Here is a 16,634-nt window from a genome sequence, read left to right as displayed (position 1 = left end):
CCGTACGCCCGCACTCTGGAGCCCGCCTCATGAACCGCCCGAACCTGACCGACCCGGACCCCCGCCCCGCTCCCGCATCCGCCCTCGCCCCGCCGAGGCAGCTCCGCCCACGCCCCCTTGACCTCCGTGTCCGCACCCGGCGCATCCAGGTCGAGGAACTCGTCGTCGACGACCCCGGCAAGGTCCTCGACCACGCCCACCGGGCTGCCCTCACCTCCCCGGACACCGCCGCCGTCCTGGGACACAGCTCCACCACCCCGCTCACCCTGCCCGCGGCGGCTGCCCTGCTCTGCGCCCTCCACGAACCCGGCGAACTCGCCGCGATGGGCCTGCGCCTCACCCACCACACCACTCACGTCACCGCCTCCGACCAGCAGACCGAGCCCGTCTCCCTGGAGCTGTCCTACGCCCCCGACCCGGAGAGCTGACCCGCCGTCCATGACGTTCCCGTACGCCACTGAGTACGAGGGTTGAGCACGCGTACTCACGCCCCGGGCACCCCGGTCGTCCCAGCATGGACACAGCGCAACGATCGACCGATGACCTGACCGGCCATCACTTCACCGAGGAGCTCTCATGTCCAAGCGCGTCGTCACCGTCTCCGCCCTCGCCGGTATCGCCCTGCTGGGCGGGGCCGGGGCCTACGCCTTCGCCGGGGAGACCAGGAGCGCCGGGCCCGAGGTGACGAAGGGATCCGTCGGGTACGTCGCACCGGGCAAGGACGAGGACGGCTCCCTCACCTTCACCGCACGGGTGGCCGACGACTCCGGCGTCCGGAACCTGAAGGTCCTGGCCTGGCCCGCGAGCATGGCCCCCGCCCCGGACGCCGAGGACATGGCCCACGTCGAGTCCGCCACCTGTGAGCCGGCCGGCCCGTCGGGGGACGCGGCCGCGCTCTGCACGTACAAGGTGAAGGTCACGGCGGCCGAGGCGGCCGAATCGCCGAAGGGCGCGTGGCACGTGGCGGTCCTGGCCTCGGCGGAGGACGGCGGAAAGACGTTCGCGCCGAAGGCGGCGGGCTTCACGGTCAAGGGCTGACGGTCACGCCGAGGGTCACGGCAAGGGGCGGACGGAGGCGGATACGGAGGCCACGGCCGACGGCTACGTCGGCCCCTCCCCCAGCTTCCGCCGCAGCGCGGCCCGCTCCGGCTCGGTGCCCGCCAGCTCCAGCGCTTCCCGGTAGGCCGCGGCCGCCTCCGCGCCCCGCCCCAGGCGGCTCAGCAGATCGCCCCGCGCCACCGCGTACGGCCCGTACGCGCGCAGCCGGGGCTCACCGCCCAGCGCGTCGAGAAGCGCCAGCCCCTCCCCCGGCCCGTCCCGCATCGCCACCGCCACGGCGCGGTTCACCGCCACCACGGGCGACGGCGTCAGGGTGAGGAGCACGTCGTACAGGGCCACGATCTGCGCCCAGTCCGTCGACGCCACGTCCGCCGCCTCGTCGTGCAGGGCGGCGATGGCGGCCTGCACGCCGTACGGCCCGGCCGGGCCGCCGGTCAGCGCCCGCACCACCAGCGCCCGCCCCTCCTCGATCATCGCCCGGTCCCAGAGCCCCCGGTCCTGGTCCTCCAGGAGCACCGGCTCCCCCTCCGGGCCGGTCCGGGCCGCGCGCCGGGCGTGGACGAGGAGCAGCAGCGCGAGGAGCCCGGCGGCCTCGCGTCCGCCGGGGAGCAGGCGGTGCAGTATCCGGGCGAGCCGGATCGCCTCCTCGGCCAGGTCCAGCCGCTGCAGCCGGGGACCCGAGCTGGCCGCGTACCCCTCGGTGAAGACCGAGTAGACGACCTGGAGCACCCCGGGCAGCCGCTCCGGCAGTTCGTCGGGGCCGGGCACCCGGAACGGGATCCGCGCCTCGCGGATCTTCCTCTTCGCCCGCACGATCCGCTGGGCCATGGTCGCCGTCGGCACCAGGAAGGCCCGCGCCACCTCGGGGGTGGTGAGCCCGGCGAGGCAGCGCAGGGTGAGGGCGGTGCGGTCCTCGGCGGCGAGGGCGGGGTGGGCGCAGGTGAAGAAGAGCTGGAGCCGCTCGTCCGGCAGTTCACCGGTCCCGGCCGGGGCGGCGACGGCCTCGTCCCGTTCCGCGTCGGCCCGCAGGACGGCGAGCCGCGCCGCGTACGCCTGGTCCCGCCGCAACCGGTCCACCGCCCTGCGCCGCGCGGTCGTCAGCAGCCAGGCCCCGGGCCGGGCGGGCACGCCCTCGGCCGGCCAGTGGCGCAGGGCCGCCTCGATCGCCTCGGACGTCACCTCCTCGGCCAGGTCGAGGTCGCCGAACCGGCGTACGAGGGAGGCGAGCAGCAGCCCCCGCTCCTCCCGGAACACCGCCTCGACGGCGACCCGCGCCTCCTCCGGGACCGGCCCCTCGCCCACCACCGCTCTCAGCCCCCGAAGTCCGCGACCGGCCGGACGACGACCGAGCCGCCGTCCCGCGCGCCGGGGCAGCGGGCGGCCCAGTCGAGGGCGGCGTCGAGATCGGGGACGTCGATGACGAGGAATCCGCCCAGCAGCTCCCGCGTCTCCGCGAAGGGCCCGTCCGTCACGGTCCGCTCCCCGGCCGGCGAGACCCGCACGGTGGTCGCGGTCACCAGATCGGCCAGCGACTCCCCGGAGACGAGGATTCCCGCGTCGCGCACGTCCTTGTCGTAGGCCGTCCAGTCCTCGACGGTGCACTGCGGCGCCCCGCCCCGCTCGTCGACGGCCCCGCTGTGGATCAGCAGCATGTACTTCATGGTCCGACTCCTGTCACCTGTGTGGAGCGCCCGCCGTGCGGGTCGCCTTACACGATGACGACGAACGGGACGGTCCCCGATCGACACGCCGCCCGGAGTTTTCTTCGGACCGGAGGAGCGGACCGCGGAGAAGGGCCTCAGAGCCGGCGGAGCTCCCACAGGCGCCAGACCGCGTCCTCGGCGAGGCGGTGCCCGCCCAGGACGGCCGAGCGCGTCACCACCTGGCGCTGCCTGTGCCAGACAGGGATCAGCGGGGCGTCCTTCGCCACGGTGTCCTGGATCGACCGGAACTGCTTCGTCGCCCGGCCGCGATCGGTGAACCGCTGCGTCTCCCTGATGACGTGGTCGACCTCGGCCGACGCGTAGCCGTTGGCGAGGACGTTCCCGGTGCCCACCAGCGGCTGGACGAAGGTGTCCGCGTCGGGGAAGTCGGGCACCCACTGGTAGAGGTGGATGTCGAACTCGCCTTTCAGACAGCGCTTCTGGTACGTGGTGAAGTCGCGCTCCTCGACCAGTTCGACCCGGAACAGCCCGCCCTTCTCGAACTGCCGCTTCAGCTCGCGCGCCTCGACGGCGGCGATACCGGGCTGGTGGCCCAGCCTGATCCGTACCGGAGTGGTGATACCGGCAGAGCGCAGGCGCTGTGCCGCGTAGCCGGGGTCCGCCTCCGGGTACCGGTCGAAGAAGGCCGTGCTGTGTCCGGCGACGCCTTGCGGAACGAGTGAGTACAGCGGCGTCACCGTGTGTTTGAAGACCTCGCCCGCCAGCCGCCCGCGGTCGATGAGGGCGGCGACGGCTCTACGGGCCGCGACATGGCCCAAGGGCTTGCGCGGGGAGTTCAGGTTGAGCACGAGATAGTGCGCCTCGGCGCTGTCGCCGACGGAGAGACGCACGTCCTCGTCGCCCGGGTCGATGCCCGCGAGGGTGGCGGCCGGAAGTCCCGCGTAGGCGATGTCGACCGTTCTGGCGTTCCACGCCTCTTCGACCTCCTTCGAGGTCTCGAAGTAGCGGACTTCGACCGCGACCCCTCGTGTGGTCACGGCCCCCCTGTACGCGGTGTTCGGTTCGAGGGTGAGGGACTTCCCCTCCTGGTAGGACGCCAGGAGGTAGGGGCCCGACCCCGAGGCGCTCTTCTCGGCCCGCAGCCGGTTCGCCGGGAACTCCGCCGGGTCGACGATGGAGCCCGCCCCCGTGGCGATCTTCGACGGCCAGGTGGCGTCGGCGGCCGCGAGGTGGAACGTCACGAAGGGGCCCCGGGCCTCCACGGAGACGAGGCCGGCGAACAGGGACGAGGGCCCCAGCGGATCGCGGATACGCAGAATACGGTCGAACGACCGCTTCACCGCCGATGCCGTGAGGGGGTTCCCGCTGGAGAAGGTGAGGCCGCCGCGTATTTTGCAGCGGTAAGCGGTGAGAGCGGGGCCGGTGAATGCGCAGAACTCGGCCGCGTCGGGTTTCGGAACGGGTGACCCCGGTCCGAAGCTGAGGAGGCTCTGAAAGATATTGCTGAAGACCGCCCAGGACCCGTTGTCGTACACCCCGGCGGGGTCGAGACTCGTCAGACGGCTGGCCGTCCCGATGACGATCGGGCTCTCATCCGCGGCTCCGTCCCCGCTCTGCGGCAGCTGACAACCGCTGGTGAACAGAAGAGCGAAGGATCCTGCGGCAATTCCGAGACGGGCGAGTTTCATGAAAGTGCTCATGCTTCCTTGGTCCATGGGCATGGCGATGACAGGGGGTGCTGTGCCATCGGTGGCTGGAACCTAAGGGCGGCCCCTGGATGTTTCCATCCGTAGGCCGGAATCACGGATACGGGCATGACCGCATCACCCCGGCTCGCCTCTGCGGGCCGCCGGGATACGTATAAGTGATCGGCCCGACCCGGATATTCACGGCCGGGCGCACTCCGTACGTTGGAATGACCTGTCAGCGGTCTGTCCGACGCGAGGGAACGCAGCTCCGCCGGCGGGAGTGACGCGCAGTCCGAGCCGGTGGGCCGGCGACCGCGACCCCGAGGAGATGGCTCCATGACCAAGCTCTACTTCCAGGTCGATGTCCCCACCAGGAACTCCGTACAGCCCGAGCGGTGCGGCCTGCATGTCTTCACCGGGGCCGCCGAGACCGAGTCGGAGGCCCTCCGCATCGCGCGCGAGGCCTGTGAAGCGGCGGTCGCGGCACGCGAGGCGGGCTTCGCGATCCCGCGCCGGGGCCCGGACGGCTGGGGGGCGCGCGGGGTGCGTACCGGCTGGGTGCTGGACTGGGAGGCCGCGACCGTGGCCGTCTGGGAGCACGACAGAAGGTTCTGGACCTTCCCGGCTCAGGACGTCGGGCCCGGTCGGTGAGCCAGGTCGCGGCGGGAGAGCGCGCCGGTCTTGCGCATCGCGCCGGCGATGTGCTGCTCCACGGTCCGCGGGGAGAGGTGCAGGGTCGCGGCGATCTCCCGGTTGGTCAGGCCGGAGACGGCGAGCTGCGCCACCTCCTCCTCCCGGGGTGACAGCTGGTCGGCGTGCGAGGGGCGGCCGGGCGGACGGCCCTTCCTGGCGGGCTGCCGGGTACGGAGGAGGGCTCGGGCCCGGGCGGCGTCCCAGACGGCCCCCAGGTCGGTGAAACGCTGGGCGCAGGACTCCAGATCGGCGAGGGCCGCGGTGGTGGCGGCGGACGCACCGCCCACAGGGGTCGGCGTCGCGGCTGCGTCGTCGGAGACCGGGGTCGGCGAGACGACGGCGGCGCCGGAGACCGGGGTCGGCGATGGAACGGCGGTGTCCGTCGTCTCCGCTTCCGGGGCCGGGCCCGGCGATGCCCCCTCCGTGTCCGCCGCGAGCACGCAGCGCGCGGCGCCCTCCGTGGTCAGTGCCTGGGAGTAGGGGCGCGGAAGCTCCGCGTAGGCCGCCGCGGCCTTCCCGAACAGCGTCGCGGCCTCCAGCAGTCCGCCCCGCCGCTCCCCGGTCGACGCCTCCGCCTCGGCGAGTACGGCCCGGCTCCACACCAGCGCCGCCCTGGCGGCGGGCGCGTCACAGCGGCCGAGGCCCTGGGCGAAGCTCCGGACCATGGTGCGGGCCGTGCCGCTGTCGCCCGCGCGCACCAGCGCCTCCACGGCCCACGGTGCGAGTTCCGCGGCCCATGGCCATACGCCCTTCTCGGCCACCACCTGCCAGGCCGACCGCGCCTGTTCCGCCGCGGCCGTCACCTCCTGCCGGGCCAGGGCCAGGCGGATCACGGCTCCGGCCGCCGCCGCGCCCAGGGGCACGGGCAGCCTCTCGGTCTCGAACGTCCCCCGCTGGAACAGCCAGGACTTCGCCTCGCCCCAGTCCCCCTGGGCGACGGCGAGCAGGCCGCGTACGACATAGGCGTCGGAGGCGATGAACGGCATGTCGGCGGTGGCGGCGATGAAGTCCTCGCACCGCTTGGCCAGGCCCAGCCACTGGCCGGTCCACCACGCCTGGAGCAGCAGCGTCCCCAGCGCGCTGTGTTCGGTGTAGGGCGCGCCGGTCCGCGCGGACAGCTCGCGCCCCTGGGCCAGCAGGTCGTCCACCCGCCCGTAGAAACCGAGCCAGACCGCGGAGTCCGCGGCGTTGCACAGGCCGCGCGCCGCCTGCCGGACGCAGGCGGGGTCCGTGCTCTGCACGGGCAGCTTCTCCACCAGCTCCCACGCCTCGGGGTCGGCCCAGCTCATCGCGAGCCCCACCTGGTTGGCCAGGACCGCCGTACGCATGGCCTCGTCCCCGCTGTCGTCCGCGGCGGCCATGGCCTTGATCAGCCAGCCCTGGTGGACGTCGAGGGAGACGCCCGGCTGGTACGGGAGGACCAGGGCCGCCATCGCGCGTGCGGCCAGGGCGGAGTGGACCTCGCGCAGTTCGGCGGCGGCGGTCTCCAGCACCCGCCACCCCTCGGGGAACCGGCCCACCTGGTTGCAGAGCATCAGCCCCAGGTCGAGGCGCAGCTCTCCCCGTACGGCCGGGGGCAGGGCCGCGTCCCGCACGATCTGCGCGAGCACTTCCACGGTCTGGTCCGAGCGCAGTCCGGTCACCGCGTTACGGGCCAGCAGCGGGGCCAGCCGGGCCCGGGCCTGCGGCGGGAGGTCGGGCGAGGCCAGCGTCCGCTCCAGGAGCGTGATCGCCTGCTGGTGCCGGCCGGAGGCCTCCGCCGCCCCGGCCGCCTTCTCCACCGCCCTGAGCCATCGGTGGCCGTCCCCGGCCGCCCGATGGTGCTCGGCCACATCGGCCCAGGCCACGGGGTGTCTGCGGGTGAGGACGTTCGCCGTCCGCCGGTGCAGATCCTGGCGTACGGGGCCGGGCACGGTGGCCCGTACGGCGGAGGCGGCCAGGGGGACCGCGAAGCCGTAGCGGCCCTCGGCCGGCTCCGCCAGGGCCGCGCACTCCAGGGCCCGCAGCAGCGCGCTGTTCCCCGTCGCGGCCCCGAGCCCCGACACCGCGATCAGCTCCTCGCGGGCGACGGGCCCGTCGAGGACGGCGGCCGCCCAGACCACCGGCCGGTGCTCCGGCGACAGGGCGTGCGTGCGGCTCAGCACCAGCTCGGCCAGCCGGGTCGGCACACCGGCCGCGTCCACCTCGGCGGCCGTGCCGGTGAAGGCCGGCCACTGTCCCCGCACCATGGCCAGCAGGTCCACGACCACCCGGGGCACTCCGCCGGTGCGCTCATGGATCCTGGCCACGGCCTCGGCCGTACAGCCGCTCTCGTCCAGCGCCTCGGCGGCGGCCCGGCGGACCCGTTCCTCGTCCCAGGGCGCCAGCCGGCTCCAGAGCACCGCCAGCCGGTCCGGGTACGTCATCGGCGGGCCGCCCAGCGGCAGACCGGGCACCGCCAGCTCCTCGGGGCGGTAGGTCACCACCGCCGCCGAGCCGCGCTCCAGCCCCTCCAGCACCCGGCGCAGCCGACGCAACTCGTCCTCGTCCGCCCGGTGCGCGTCGTCCACCAGCCACAGGGCGGGCTCCCGCCGGTGCTCGCCCTCCTCGGGCGGCCCGCCCTCCGCACCGCACCGCCACCACAGGCGGGCCGGCTCCGGCAGCCCGGGCAGCACGGCCAGCTCCTGGAGCAGGTGGCTCTTCCCTTCGCCAGCGGCGCCCTCGACGAACATCAGCACCGGATCGGCGTGCCGGCCGGGCAGCGCACGCGCCAGGGACCGCAGGGCAGAGCCACACGTCGTGATCACGTCGCCACCCTCGCTCTCCTCCGCCCCGATGGGCCCGGATTCGTCCAGGTGGCCCGGACTACGCCACGAGATCCGACTACGCCACGAGATCTTTCGCCGCCTCCTGGAGAAACAAGTAGATCACTTGTCCCCGGTGAACAACAGCGGGCCGAACACCTTCGGTGAAGAGCCGCAATCACCTTCGGGCGGCACCCGGGCACGCGTATGCACGGGCGTGCGGAAGAGCTCTCGGCGATAGGGCGCGCAGCGGAGCACGCTCGGCCGACTGCTCGGAATGCAGGGCGCGGCACCCTTTCGGCTGGGACTTCCGAAAGGGTGCGCACAGCTCATTCCGCACACCCGTGTCCGTGCCAGAACCTACGTCGTCCCCGCTCCCCGCAAATATCCGGGGAGCGGGTCCACGGATACGCAATTAACTTTCAAAAACAGCCCAGGGCCCGGAGGTTGGCGCGGACCCGGTCGCGCGTCCGGCCTGGTGGGAGCGGTGCGGACGGTGGTACGGGCACGCCGCCCGCCCGCCTCGGACGCGGGGGCGGCAAGCCGGTGAACGGACGGCGAATTAGATAGGGGTCCGTATACGCGGCACCCGGATGGTGATCCGGGTGCCGCGTTCGTAGGTTTCCCCTCATCGGCCGGCCACTCGCACCTCACAGCGATCAGCCGCACCGCAACGGGCTCCCGTCCCACCGGGATCCCGTGAACTGAGCATGCGGGTTCCGCGATTTCCCACGCATGCGCCACCCCCCATTTTTTGTCATGCCCAGTTCGAGCTGGGCGGACCCGGTCCTGAGCACGGCGGAACAGGACCGTATCCCCATAGGAGAAGACGTGAACAGGATCAGCAGGACTCTGTCGATCGGCGCGATAGCCGGAGCGGTGGCTCTGACCGGAGGCATCGCGGCCGCCTCACAGCCCACCGCCGCAGACCCCACCCCCGCCCCGTCCGCCCGTACGGCACAGCCCACCGGCATGGTGAAGGCGCTCGCCGACTCGCTCGGCGTCTCCGTCGCGGAGGCCGGGCGGAAACTCGACCGCCAGAGCGCCCAGCAGCAGACCCTGGAGCGCCTCGGCAGGTCGGGAGTGCCCACCAGGAGCGCGTACTTCGACGCCAGGGGCACCCTCACCGTCGACGTCACCACCGCACAGCAGGCCGCCGACGTGAAGGCCGCCGGACTCGCCGCCCGTATCCCCGCCCGGGCCCCCGCCACCCTCGACCGGATCAAGGCGGAACTCGACCGGCTCGCCGAGAAGAAGCTCCCCGTCGGCGTGGAGTCCTGGCACGTCGACCCGGCCGGAAACAAGGTCGTCGTCACCGTCCGCGACACGGACGACGCCACCAGCCGCGCGTTCGTCGCCGCCGCGCGTGCGCACGGCTCGGCCGTCACCGTGGAGACCACGGCCGGCGACGCCCCGCAGGCCGCCGCCGCCATCGCACCCGGCAGCAAGATGAACATCAATACCTCCGATGTGAACGGCGGTTACTGCTCGGTGGGCTTCGGCGCCCGGGACCAGCAGGGCCGGCAGTACCTGGCCACCGCCGGCCACTGCGTCAAGGGACTGGACACCCTGTACTTCAACGGGTCGCAGTTCGCCAAGGGGACCGCCACCCGCTTCGCGCACGGCTACGACAGCGTCGACATGGGCGTCGCCGCCATCAGCTCGGGCAACTCCGTCACCACCAAGGTCGGCGGCTGGCGAGTCGTGGCGGACACCCCGGTCCGGGGGAGCCAGCGGGCCGCCGTCGGTTCGACGGTGTGCAAGTCCGGCGCGACCACCGGGTGGACCTGCGGCACCATCAGCAGCTACAACCACTCGGTCACCTACACCGACCCGGGCCAGCCGCAGACCCTGGTCAAGGGCCTGGCCAAGTCCAGCGTCTGCATCCACAAGGGCGACAGCGGCGGCGCCTGGATCACCAACCAGGGTCAGGCCCAGGGCGTGACCTCCGGCTCCAGCGACCTCAACTGCGACGGCAGCTTCGGCAGCGGCGCCAGCTGGATGCAGCCGCTGGACGACCTGCTCCGCTACTACGGCCTGACGCTGAACACCGCCTCCTGACCGTCCGCACCGCTGCGCGAGCCCTCGGGCTCCGCCTCGCCGGGACACGACGCCCCACCGGGACACGATGAGGGCGGTGGCCACCCGACCCCCCGGCCGGGTGGCCACCGCCCCGTGCCAGGGCCGGCGGTCAGTCGTCCAGCCGGGCCGAGGGCGCCTGCGTCTCCTGGACCGCGACCCACGTCCCCCAGGACCTCACGGTGACGACCAGCTGCGCCGCCGTGCTCCGGGCCGCTCCGGTGTACGCGCCGTCCGGCTCGCCCCCGGTCCTCTCCACCCCGCAGTCGGCGAGTGCCGTGTCCAGGTCCTTGACGGCTCTGTCGGCTGCGGCCCGGGTCGCGTACTGGGAGACGCGGTACCGGGCGCGGGCGTTGTTCTCGCCCTTGTAGAGGCTGGTGAACTGCTGCTCGGGCTTCTCCGCTTCGCCGAACCCCGGGCCGCACGCGCTGTCCAGCCCCACCTGCGGCAACGGGGCCGTCTCGACCGGGTCGTCCGTCGCGGGGTCGACGCTCTTCCAGTGCAGGGCCTCGTTCCCCGGCAGCTCCGAGGGGTCCGGATTCTGCACCACCCCGTCGGACATGAACGGGTTCGGGCCCGCCGAGGCCACCTCCGTACCGCCGCCCGATCCCTCCGGCAGCACCAGGCCCGCCCACACGCCGAAGCCCATCGCCCCGGCGGCGGCGACCGCCACCACGGCCACGGCCGTACGACGGCGGTTCCGGCGGCGGTCGCCGCGGGCACGGATCGCCGCGGCCGGGGCGAGCCGCACGGGGGTGTCGGTCAGCAGTTCCTCGATGTCAGCCATTCCGGGCCATCCCCTCGTCGTCGTATGTCTCGCTGTGCGCGAGCCGCTCTCCCAGCAGCTTGCGGGCGCGGCTGAGCCGGGTCCGCACCGCACCGCTCGTGGAGCCCGTCTCCCGGGCCACCTCGTCCACCGGCAGGTCCAGCAGGTGGTGGAGCACCACCGCCCGCCGCTGGTCCGGGGTCAGCTCGCGCAGGGCCGCCACCAGCGCGGACCGGTCGCCGAGGACCCCGGAAGGGCCCGGGTCGTGCGGCGCGGGGCCGTGGCGCAGCTGGGCGCGGAGCCGGTTGCGGGTGCGGCGCCAGGCGCTGACCGCGAGCCGGGACGCGACCGTCCGCACCCACGGGAGCGGGTCGCCCTCGCGGGTCAGCCGGTCCCAGCGCTGCCAGGCCCGTGCGTACGCCTCCTGGACCGCGTCCTCGGACTCCGCCAGGTCGCCGGTCAGCGCGTAGACGGTGGCGACCAGGCGTCTGGCCGTCGCCGCGTAGAAGGCGTCGAACTCTGCTTCCCTCGACATCCTGATCCTGACTGTGGTCGTGTGCTGCGGTGGTACGACGGCGGTCGTGCGCACGTTCTCGTGCGGGAGTTGTCCTGCGCGTCCTCTCGTACGGGATTGGTCGCGCGCGTGTTCTCGTACGGGAGCCGCCGTCGTATCCCTGTCTGCGCTTCCTGACATAGACACGCCCAGGCGACCCGCGATGTTACGAACAGGCCCGGACAGCCCGCGAACCTTTCCGGCCGCCGCGGGCAACAGGGATGACCGACCTCCACCGGCCTCCCTGGAGGCGTAGTGACCGGACCACCCCCGGGCCCGGCCCACCGACGGTGCCGACGACGCGGATGTCATCGCACACTCCCGTCATCGCGCACTCCCTCGACGAGCCCGGCTGTTCGCCGGGCTCTACGACCGGCACGGTCCGGTGTCCGGCACAGGGGAGCGGACACCTGGCCCGCGTCCCTCGTACGGGGACGGACCGACACCCACGTGACCGACCCCACCCCCCACTCCGTTCAAACTCCCGCAACAATGAAGGGTGATCACTTCGCCCGCACGGAGCCCGCAGCGTCGCACCGAGCATGCGCCGACCCCCTACGTCGACCTCTCGCGCGACGAGTGGAGCGCCCTGCGGGACAAGACCCCGCTGCCGCTGACCGCCGACGAGGTGGAGCGGCTGCGGGGGCTCGGCGACGTCATCGACCTGGACGAGGTGCGGGACGTCTACCTGCCGCTCTCCCGCCTCCTCAACCTGTACGTCCAGGCCACCTCCGGGCTGCGCGGCGCGCTGAACACCTTCCTCGGGGACGCCGGGAACGGGCACGGGGAACAGCGCGGCACCCCGTTCGTCATAGGGGTCGCGGGCAGTGTCGCCGTCGGCAAGTCCACCAGCGCCCGCATCCTCCAGGCGCTGCTGGCCCGCTGGCCGGAGCACCCGCGCGTGGAGCTGGTGACCACGGACGGGTTCCTGCTGCCGATGAAGGAGCTGCGGGCGCGCGGGCTGACCTCGCGCAAGGGGTTCCCCGAGTCCTACGACCGGCGGGCCCTGACCCGGTTCGTCGCGGACATCAAGGCGGGCAAGGACGAGGTGACCGCGCCCGTCTACTCGCACCTGATCTACGACATCGTCCCCGGCGAGCGCCTCACCGTGCGCCGCCCGGACATCCTCATCGTGGAGGGGCTCAACGTCCTCCAGCCCGCGCTGCCGGGCCGGGACGGGCGGACCCGGGTCGGGCTCGCGGACTACTTCGACTTCAGCGTGTACGTGGACGCGCGCGCCGACGACATCGAGACCTGGTACCTCAGCCGCTTCCGCAAGCTGCGCGACACGGCGTTCCAGGACCCGTCCTCGTACTTCCGCAAGTACACCCAGGTCTCCGAGGAGGAGGCGCTGGAGTACGCCCGCACCATGTGGCGGACCATCAACAGGCCGAACCTGATGGAGAACGTGGCTCCGACCCGCGGCCGTGCCACTCTGGTCCTCCGCAAGGGGCCGGACCACAAGGTCCAGAAGCTCTCCCTGCGCAAGCTCTGATCCTCCCTGGGAAGGCGTGCCGCGTGCTGCATCTGCGTCTCATCGTGCCCGCCGCGACCACCGGCGAGGTGGTCACCCTCCTGGAGTCCACCGTCGGCACCGCCCACCTGGTGGTCCTGCCCGGCGCGGCCCGCTCCCCGGCCGGGGACGTGGTGATGTGCGACGTGGCGCGCGAGGCGGGGGACGAGCTGATCGACGAGCTCCGGCGCCTCGGCGTCGACCGGTCCGGCACGATCAGCGTCGAGCACTGGGACCTCACCCTCTCCGAGCGCGCCGACCGGGCGGAGCGGGAGGCGCCGGGCGACGGCGCGGACGCCGTGCTGTGGGCGGAGCTGAAGGAGACCACGTACGAGGACTCGACCTTCTCCATCACGTACGTCTCCTTCCTCGCACTCGCCACCATGCTCGCCGCCTGCGGGGTGATGCTCGACAACGCGGTACTGATCGTGGGCGCGATGGCGCTCGGCCCGGAGTTCGGCCCGCTCGCCGGGATCTCCATCGCCCTCGTGCAGCGCGCGCACCGGCTGGTGGCGCGCTCGCTGACGGCACTGATCGGCGGCTTCCTCCTGGCGATGATCATCACGGCGGGGTTCGCCTGGCTGATGGACGCGCTCGGGCTCTTCCAGCGGTCGATGATCGAGGCGGAGAGGCCCATCACCGGGTTCATCTGGCAGCCGGACTGGATGTCGTTCGTCGTGGCGTTCCTGGCGGGCATCGCCGGAACGCTCTCCCTCACCTCGGCGAAGTCCGGGGCGCTGATCGGTGTGGCGATCTCCGTGACGACGGTCCCGGCCGCCGCCAACGCGGCCGTCGCGTTCAGTTACCGCGACTACCAGCAGACCATCGGCTCCGGGCAGCAGCTGCTCGCCAACCTCGGCGGGATCGTCCTGGCCGGCACGCTGACGCTGCTGCTCCAGAAGGCGCTGTGGCGGACCCGGCAGGTACGGAGGCCCCCGGCGAGCACGCCGGGGGCTTTCGTACGCCGATGAAGCGGCGGCTCAGCCCAGCGCGGACTTCACCACATCGGCCAGCCGGCCCGCGACCGCGCGTGCCTGTTCGATGTCGGCGGCCTCGACCATGACCCGTACCAGCGGCTCCGTACCGGACTGGCGCAGCAGGACGCGCCCGGTGGAGCCCAGCTCGCGCTCCGCCTCGCTCACCGCGGTGGCCAGCTCCGACGAGGTGGTGACCCGGGACTTGTCGACGTCGGGGACGTTGATGAGGACTTGGGGCAGCCGCTGCATGACCCCGGCCAGCTCGGCGAGGGACCGGCCGGTGGCGGCGACCCGGGCCGCCAGCATCAGACCGGTCAGCGTGCCGTCGCCGGTCGTGGCGTGGTCCAGCACGATGACGTGGCCGGACTGCTCGCCGCCGAGCGCGAAGCCCTCGGCCTTCATCGACTCCAGGACGTAACGGTCGCCGACCGCCGTCTGGACGAGCTGGATGCCCTCGCGCTCCATGGCGATCTTGAAGCCGAGGTTCGACATCACCGTGCCGACGACGGTGTCCTTGCGGAGCTGCCCGGCCTCCCGCATGGCGAGGGCCAGGACGGCGAGGATCTGGTCGCCGTCGACCTCCTCGCCCGCCGCGTCCACGGCGAGGCAGCGGTCGGCGTCGCCGTCGTGGGCGATGCCGAGGTCGGCGCCGTGCTCCACGACGGCGGCGCGCAGCAGCTCCAGGTGGGTGGAGCCGCAGCCGTCGTTGATGTTCAGGCCGTCCGGCTCGGCGCCGATGGTGACGACCTCGGCCCCGGCCCGGGCGAACGCCTCGGGCGAGACCCGGGCGGCGGCGCCGTGCGCCTCGTCCAGGACGACCTTCAGCCCGTCGAGGCGGTTCGGGAGGACACCGATGAGGTGGGCGACGTAGCGGTCGAAGCCCTCCGCGTAGTCGGTGACCCGGCCGACGCCGGCGCCGGTCGGGCGGCCCCACGGCTCACCGGTGCGGTGCTGCTCGTAGACCGTCTCGATCCGGTCCTCCAGCTCGTCGGCGAGCTTGTGGCCGCCGCGCGCGAAGAACTTGACGCCGTTGTCCGGCATGGCGTTGTGGCTGGCGGAGAGCATGACGCCGATGTCGGCGCCGAGCGAGCCGGTCAGGTACGCCACGGCCGGCGTCGGCAGCACGCCGACGCGCAGGACGTCCACGCCCGCGCTGGCCAGACCGGCCACGACGGCGGCTTCCAGGAACTCTCCGGAGGCCCGGGGGTCGCGGCCGACCACGGCGGTCGGGCGATGGCCCGCGAAGGTGCCCGCCTCGGCTAGTACGTGCGCCGCCGCGACCGAGAGCCCGAGCGCGAGCTCGGCCGTCAGATCCGCGTTGGCGACACCGCGCACTCCGTCCGTGCCGAAGAGTCGTCCCACTGGTGTCCTCCGAGGTGCTCCGAAACCACAAAAACCAAAGCAAAGCGAAACTAAACAACCACAACCACGAAAACAGCAAAACGGCTGGGCGGTACGGCAGCAACGCCGACAGCCGGCCCGCGCGTCCCGTGCGGGCCGATGAACGTCTCATGCCGTTATACGCCTGCGGGGCCCGATAAACGAACGCCCCAGCAGCACGGAGTGTGCCGCCGGGGCGTTCGTGTAATGCAGACGAGCAGGCGATTTAGCGCTTGCTGTACTGCGGGGCCTTACGGGCCTTCTTGAGACCGGCCTTCTTGCGCTCGACCGCACGGTCGTCGCGGGAGAGGAAGCCGGCCTTCTTCAGCGTGGCGCGGTTGTTGTCCACGTCCGCCTCGTTCAGCGCGCGGGCCACGCCGAGGCGCAGGGCGCCGGCCTGACCGGAGACGCCGCCACCCGAGATACGGGCGACAACGTCGTAGCGGCCGTCGAGCTCGAGCACCTTGAAGGGCTCGTTGACTTCCTGCTGGTGCACCTTGTTGGGGAAGTAGTCCTCAAGGGTGCGACCGTTGATCTTCCACTTGCCGGTGCCCGGAACGATCCGGACGCGGGCGATGGCGTTCTTGCGACGGCCCAGGCCGGCCGCGGGCTGCGGGTCGCCGAAGCGGCCCGCGAGCGACTCGGAGGTGTACTCACCCTCGACGGGGACCTCCGACTCGAAGGTGGTCACCTCGGCGAAGGTCTCCTCGCCCTCGGTGCCCTCGACGGGGTTCTCAACAGTGGTCTCGGCCACGATGCTCCTCAGATCTTTCTGTACGTCTTAGGGGGTGGCCGGAACTACTGCGCGACCTGGGTGATCTCGAACGGGACCGGCTGCTGCGCAGCGTGCGGGTGCTGGTCGCCCGCGTAGACCTTGAGCTTCGAGAGCATCTGACGGCCCAGGGTGTTCTTGGGGATCATGCCCTTGATGGCCTTCTCGACGGCCTTCTCGGGGTTCTTCGCGAGAAGCTCGTCGTAGCGCACCGAACGGAGACCGCCCGGGAAGCCCGAGTGGCGGTACGCCATCTTCTGGGTCTTCTTGTTACCCGACAGGTGAACCTTGTCGGCGTTGATGATGATGACGAAGTCGCCCATGTCCATGTGGGGGGCGTAGATCGCCTTGTGCTTGCCTCGGAGGAGGTTCGCAGCCGTGGTGGCCAGACGGCCCAGGACGATGTCCTGAGCGTCGATGATGTGCCACTGGCGCGTCACATCTCCGGGCTTGGGGCTGTACGTACGCACTTCGTAGCCTTCGCTTCTTCAGTGGATGAGGTCCAGACAACACATGGCACCCCTGAAGCGATCATGCAGCTGGGGCTCACACTGCCGGGACACCGCCCGTATGCGAGCCACTGGTAACTGCTCCAGAGAACCTACGTAACGACTCTTCGTACGAGAACGACGAAGCCGATACGCATAACAAACCTCGACAGTACCCGCCCCACATCGGACGGGTCAAAACGGGCCCTGAGAACTCAG

Annotated in this window: 15 protein-coding genes; 6 read left to right on the top strand and 9 right to left on the bottom strand. The window is 72.2% G+C overall.

The annotated features are described in order from the left end of the window. The first annotated feature begins 29 nt into the window (after positions 1-29). Together D6270_RS20870 and D6270_RS20865 are read left to right on the top strand one after the other, a co-directional pair. Entirely contained in the window at positions 30-428 is a 399-nt protein-coding gene (locus tag D6270_RS20870) for a hypothetical protein (protein ID WP_109164082.1), read from the top strand. A 148-nt stretch (positions 429-576) separates the two neighbouring features. Beyond that, the gene (locus D6270_RS20865; RefSeq protein ID WP_109164083.1) at positions 577-1,038 is read left to right on the top strand and encodes a DUF5707 domain-containing protein; all 462 of its coding nucleotides are present in this window, start codon (positions 577-579) and stop codon (positions 1,036-1,038) included. A gap of 63 nt (positions 1,039-1,101) precedes the next feature. Here D6270_RS20865 and D6270_RS20860 read toward each other — a convergent pair whose 3' ends face one another. The 3 genes from D6270_RS20860 to D6270_RS20850 all read right to left on the bottom strand — a co-directional run bounded on the left by D6270_RS20860 (position 1,102) and on the right by D6270_RS20850 (position 4,423). After that, the gene (locus tag D6270_RS20860) at positions 1,102-2,364 is read right to left on the bottom strand and encodes an RNA polymerase sigma factor (protein ID WP_391039979.1); all 1,263 of its coding nucleotides are present in this window, start codon (positions 2,362-2,364) and stop codon (positions 1,102-1,104) included. A 5-nt stretch (positions 2,365-2,369) separates the two neighbouring features. Beyond that, positions 2,370-2,720 (bottom strand): YciI family protein, encoded by a 351-nt coding sequence (locus tag D6270_RS20855; protein ID WP_109164085.1) that lies wholly within the window; start codon positions 2,718-2,720, stop codon positions 2,370-2,372. Between the two features lie 137 nt (positions 2,721-2,857). Beyond that, positions 2,858-4,423: an ABC transporter substrate-binding protein gene (locus D6270_RS20850; RefSeq protein ID WP_225976916.1), complete on the bottom strand. Its 1,566-nt coding sequence runs from the start codon at positions 4,421-4,423 to the stop codon at positions 2,858-2,860. A gap of 324 nt (positions 4,424-4,747) precedes the next feature. Between D6270_RS20850 and D6270_RS20845 the strand changes: the two genes are divergently transcribed. Continuing rightward, the gene (locus D6270_RS20845) at positions 4,748-5,062 is read left to right on the top strand and encodes a hypothetical protein (protein WP_109164087.1); all 315 of its coding nucleotides are present in this window, start codon (positions 4,748-4,750) and stop codon (positions 5,060-5,062) included. Here D6270_RS20845 and D6270_RS20840 read toward each other — a convergent pair. After that, a complete protein-coding gene (locus tag D6270_RS20840) occupies positions 5,038-7,890 on the bottom strand; it encodes a LuxR C-terminal-related transcriptional regulator (RefSeq protein WP_109164088.1) in 2,853 nt (950 codons plus the stop codon). The two genes, D6270_RS20845 and D6270_RS20840, sit on opposite strands and share 25 nt — an antisense overlap. 828 nt (positions 7,891-8,718) lie before the next feature. On the opposite strand from D6270_RS20840, the gene D6270_RS20835 reads away from it, so the two are divergent. Further along, complete coding sequence (locus D6270_RS20835) at positions 8,719-9,948, top strand: S1 family peptidase (protein WP_109164089.1); 1,230 nt, start codon at positions 8,719-8,721, stop codon at positions 9,946-9,948. A gap of 130 nt (positions 9,949-10,078) precedes the next feature. On the opposite strand, the gene D6270_RS20830 is transcribed toward D6270_RS20835, so the two are convergent. Both D6270_RS20830 and D6270_RS20825 read right to left on the bottom strand, forming a co-directional pair. Next, complete coding sequence (locus D6270_RS20830; RefSeq protein WP_109164090.1) at positions 10,079-10,753, bottom strand: hypothetical protein; 675 nt, start codon at positions 10,751-10,753, stop codon at positions 10,079-10,081. Then, the gene (locus tag D6270_RS20825) at positions 10,746-11,267 is read right to left on the bottom strand and encodes a SigE family RNA polymerase sigma factor (RefSeq protein WP_109164091.1); all 522 of its coding nucleotides are present in this window, start codon (positions 11,265-11,267) and stop codon (positions 10,746-10,748) included. The genes D6270_RS20830 and D6270_RS20825 overlap by 8 nt, the downstream gene beginning before the upstream one ends. A gap of 517 nt (positions 11,268-11,784) precedes the next feature. Between D6270_RS20825 and coaA the strand changes: the two genes are divergently transcribed. Beyond that, positions 11,785-12,780, top strand: a complete 996-nt coding sequence (coaA, locus tag D6270_RS20820; RefSeq protein ID WP_109164092.1) for a type I pantothenate kinase — start codon at positions 11,785-11,787, stop codon at positions 12,778-12,780. Positions 12,781-12,803: 23 nt separating this feature from the next. Beyond that, positions 12,804-13,769, top strand: coding sequence for a DUF389 domain-containing protein (locus tag D6270_RS20815; protein ID WP_109164093.1), 966 nt, complete (start codon positions 12,804-12,806; stop codon positions 13,767-13,769). Positions 13,770-13,778: 9 nt separating this feature from the next. On the opposite strand, the gene glmM is transcribed toward D6270_RS20815, so the two are convergent. The 3 genes from glmM to rplM form a co-directional block, all read right to left on the bottom strand. Next, positions 13,779-15,137, bottom strand: coding sequence for a phosphoglucosamine mutase (gene glmM, locus D6270_RS20810; RefSeq protein ID WP_109164094.1), 1,359 nt, complete (start codon positions 15,135-15,137; stop codon positions 13,779-13,781). Between the two features lie 244 nt (positions 15,138-15,381). Further along, positions 15,382-15,909, bottom strand: a complete 528-nt coding sequence (gene rpsI, locus D6270_RS20805; RefSeq protein ID WP_109164095.1) for a 30S ribosomal protein S9 — start codon at positions 15,907-15,909, stop codon at positions 15,382-15,384. Between the two features lie 44 nt (positions 15,910-15,953). Beyond that, positions 15,954-16,397, bottom strand: a complete 444-nt coding sequence (gene rplM / locus D6270_RS20800; RefSeq protein ID WP_003966932.1) for a 50S ribosomal protein L13 — start codon at positions 16,395-16,397, stop codon at positions 15,954-15,956. Positions 16,398-16,634 lie beyond the last annotated feature (237 nt).

It is taken from the genome of Streptomyces griseus subsp. griseus (assembly GCF_003610995.1).
Classification (GTDB): domain Bacteria; phylum Actinomycetota; class Actinomycetes; order Streptomycetales; family Streptomycetaceae; genus Streptomyces.
The sequence above is the reverse complement of the archived record's forward strand: the minus strand, read 5'-3'. Positions and strand labels throughout refer to the sequence as shown.